Below are 3,837 nucleotides of genomic sequence, written 5' to 3'. Positions count from 1 at the left end.
CATCCACATTGATGATGCCGTCATCATTGGCATCAAAATGGATCTTCTCAATCCCTGCAAGCGTATCCGTGCCGATACCGTCTTTGCTGACGCTATAGGTCCCGTCGCCATTGTTGGTGACCGTATAGCCGGACATCGCACCGGCATAGCGTGCGATATCCTCTCCGCTGCCGCCGACAAGGGTGTCATCGCCATTGCCGCCAATCAGCGTGTCGTCGCCACTGCCGCCGGCAAGGGTTGCCCCGTCTACCGTCTCTATGACGGCCAGTGCATCAAAGCCATCCGGGGCGCCATAATTCCAATCACCGCTCGCGGTTTTCAGATCAAGGGTTGTCGTGCCGCCGGAACGCGCCCCCAGCATCACACGGATGCTGTCACGGTCCGCTTCCGGAATGACAAATGTCGGGTTCGCTCCCGTGGCCGGATCCCCGGTCACATTCTGATGATCATCATACCAGCCAAGGCCGCCCTTGCCGATCCAGGCCTTGCCTGTTTCCGGGTCATAGGCAAACAGCATCCGCTGGCCCGGCGAGAATTTATAGGCATTAGTACCAGTCGGCCCAAGACCGCCGTCATCCATCCATGTGGTGCCATTGGCATTGCTGTAGGTATACCAGGCCCCGGCCTGGGCATTGGCTCCAAAATCAGCCGTCACACTGTTCAGGCGATCGGAGGCAAAGCCCGCATAGATGCCAGCCCCATAGGCCCCGATCTCAACCTCAAAATAGACCGGTCCTTTCACAAGCTGATTGGAGAGCGCAACACCGCCTGTGCCACCGACACGAAGATCCCCTTCAGACAGGGTGATCCCCGCAGACTTGGTGGCTGCATCCATCTCTGCTGGATCATTACTGACCACAACACCATTTACGTCACCGGCCTGGATCAGGTCATCACCGGCACCGCCGTCGATGGTGATTGTGTTGTCATTTCCAACAAACACATCATTGCCATCGGTACCGGCATAACTCGGTGCCTCCTGGCCAACAGCCGGCACATCCGTTCCCTGACTGAGAGTGCCATTGACCGTGTAGTCATTGCCGTTGCCCGAAAGATCCTTACCCAGGTTGCCACTGTCGGCAAAATCAAATCGGAAACCGTTGCTGCCATAGTTGGCAACACCGTCCCCGCCAGCAACCCAGCCGCCGTTACCGTCGGACTGGCCAAAGGCATTGGCATCCAGCGCCTGGCCGTCCACATAGGCCACATCCGCCAGATCCCCATTGATATGGTTCAGATCGAAATCAAAGAAACGCCCGATCGCATGACCACCCGCTTTGCCGATGCCCATTTCAGCATTCAGCGCCGGGTAAGTCGGGTTTGTGAAGCTGTCCAACTGCGTGCCGTCCAGATAGATCTTCACCCTGTCAGATGCCGTCGCCTGGGTCGTGTCCATCGCCACCACCAGATGGTACCATTCGCCGGTCTGATCCAGCAGGGCCTGGCTGCGCAGGCTCATGCCGGTCGGGCCATGCAGGAAGATCTCGTTGCTGCCGCCATAACCGATGCTGATTGCCGTCTGGTCATTGGTGGCATTGGTTCCGCCCGAGAACAGGGTCTGGTTCCGGTTCAGGTCCCCGCGCCGCACCCAGGTCGAGAAGGTCCAGGTCTTCCGGTTGCCTTCCGTCACCAGGGTCTGGGTCAGAGTCTGTCCGGTGCCGTCAAAGACGACTGATTGTCCGATATCGTAGGGAACAGGCGCACCCTGAAGGTTTATCGTGCCTTCTTCCGTGCTCATCCCGCTCAGGTCCGTTGCCCGCCATGTAAAACTATCCACGGCCGGCTGGTTCGATACTGCAGGTGTATAGGTGTAATTCCCCTCTTCATCAAAGGAGACCGTCGCACCGCTGGCCAGGGTGTAGATACCATCCACAGCTGTCACGCCAACAACCTCATAGCTCAGGCTCTCCGTGACGCCAGTCTTATTCAGATCCGCATCCGATACCGTCAGCTTGTGCGTGACCGTCTCCCAGCCATCTAGAACTACTTTGGCGTCCCCGCCAACCGGACCGCTTTCCTTGGTCAGATCAATGACGATTTCGCCATCATCATTCGCATCATCGGGATCGCTGTCTTCATCAATGACACCATTTTCATTTGCATCAAAATGGATCTTCTCAATGCCCGAAAGGATATCTGTTCCGATATCGTCGGCGTTGCTGTTTGCGTTGTTGGTGACGCTATAGGTCCCGTCGCCATTGTTGGTGATGGTGTAATCATCCTTCGTCCCGGCATAGCGTGCGACATCCTCGCCCGAGCCGCCGACCAGGGTATCGTCCCCCGCACCGCCGATCAGGGTGTCGTCGCCGCTGCCGCCGGAAAGGGTTGCGCCCGCATTCGTGTCCGGCACGGCATAGACCGAATGGAAACCTGACGGAGCCTCATGAGCAAAACCGTCCTGGCCAAAGTTGAACTCAAATGTGGCCGGGCGGCTGGCCGCCGTATTGTGGCGGCTCACGATCGGATTGTAGCTGCCTTCCGGGATACCGGAGAACTTCTTCATGCTCTCCCCGTTCAGGAAAAACTCAATGGTGCCTGCCGTCGCGTCAAAGGCGACACCCAGAACATCATTCTCCCCGATCTCGGATCCGAACTCCGGATGCCAGACGCCATCCATATAGGCATCGGCTTTATAATCTTCGACAACCGCACCGCTCTCGCCCCGGATCACCCAGGCATTGCCCTGCGGCGCCTGATCATTGATGCCAAAGGCCTGGTTGGCGATACCGACCGTGCCTTCATGCCAATAATGGCCATTTTCATGGGCGACATTCGTGAACTTGACTTCCCAGTAGAACTGGCCGGAACTCATCTCAATGTCAGCGATCGCCGATCCGGCGAAGCCCGTGCCCATGCTGACCGTCTGGCCGTCTTCGCTGAAGCTGAACCCGCTGTGGCTGTTCACCGCCTGGAAAGCAGCCCCCGCGCCCACGGTCACCAGTTCATCCGGCGTAACATCACCGGCCAAAAGCAGGTCATCACCGGCCCCGCCATCAATCGTGACGGTGCCCTCATTGCCGGTCAGAACATCATTGCCGTCCGTGCCTTCCATCAGGCTGCCCGGCGCATAGCCCAGGGGCGCGCCATAGCTCCAGTCATCGTTGGCAATTTTGAGCGTGATGCTGTCATTACTTGATTGCGCAACCAGCGATGGCGCCCAATCCAGATCCTTGTCCAGGGTCACCACCGGTTCGCCATTGTTCCACCAGCTGTCGCCGACGCCAAAGCGCAGCTCACCGCTCTCCGCGTCATAGGCATAGCGGTAGACCGCGCCATCCCCGAACGGGGCCGCGTCATCCGCCTGGATCGCATAGACCAGGCTGCCCTTCACATAAAATCCGCCAGCGCCGACACCGGCATAATCACCGGTCAGACCGCCAGAGACCATGCTGCCATACTGGCCTTCGGCAAAGTTGCTGGCCACAAGCCCGCTGCCGGCCCGGCCATTGTCCGTATCGGCGACAATCTCGGTCTCCCAATAGCTCTTGCCTTCCAGCCACTGGTCGTACCAGATGATCGAATAGGTTGCCTGCCCCTCAGAGCCGCTGCCCGTATAGGTCAGCTTGTCCGCCGACAGGCTGCCATAACCGTTATGGCGCGCGATGCTGTCATCCAACGTGCCGTAATGGTCCGGGTTGCCTTCCCCCACAGAGACCGTCACCGTCGCCTCACTGGACAGGCCGGCCGTATCCGTCACCGTCCAGGTGAAACTGTCGGGGGCCGACGCCCCATTGGCCGCATAGCTGTAGCTGCCGTCAGCATAAAGCGTCACCACACCGCCCTCTGCCAAGGTATGGACAACCGGATTATCCGTGGTCGCCGCGACCCCGCCGATGG

At 58.9% G+C, this 3,837-nt stretch carries 1 protein-coding gene; it reads right to left on the bottom strand.

The genetic code is table 11. The features are described from left to right. Window positions 1–3,837, bottom strand: a 3,837-nt coding sequence (locus DFP90_RS23385) for an Ig-like domain-containing protein (protein ID WP_115939700.1), incomplete at both ends; no start/stop codon positions are given.

The sequence above is a fragment of the Aestuariispira insulae genome, assembly GCF_003385955.1.
GTDB lineage: Bacteria > Pseudomonadota > Alphaproteobacteria > UBA8366 > Aestuariispiraceae > Aestuariispira > Aestuariispira insulae.
This window is presented reverse-complemented; position numbering and strand designations above follow the sequence as displayed.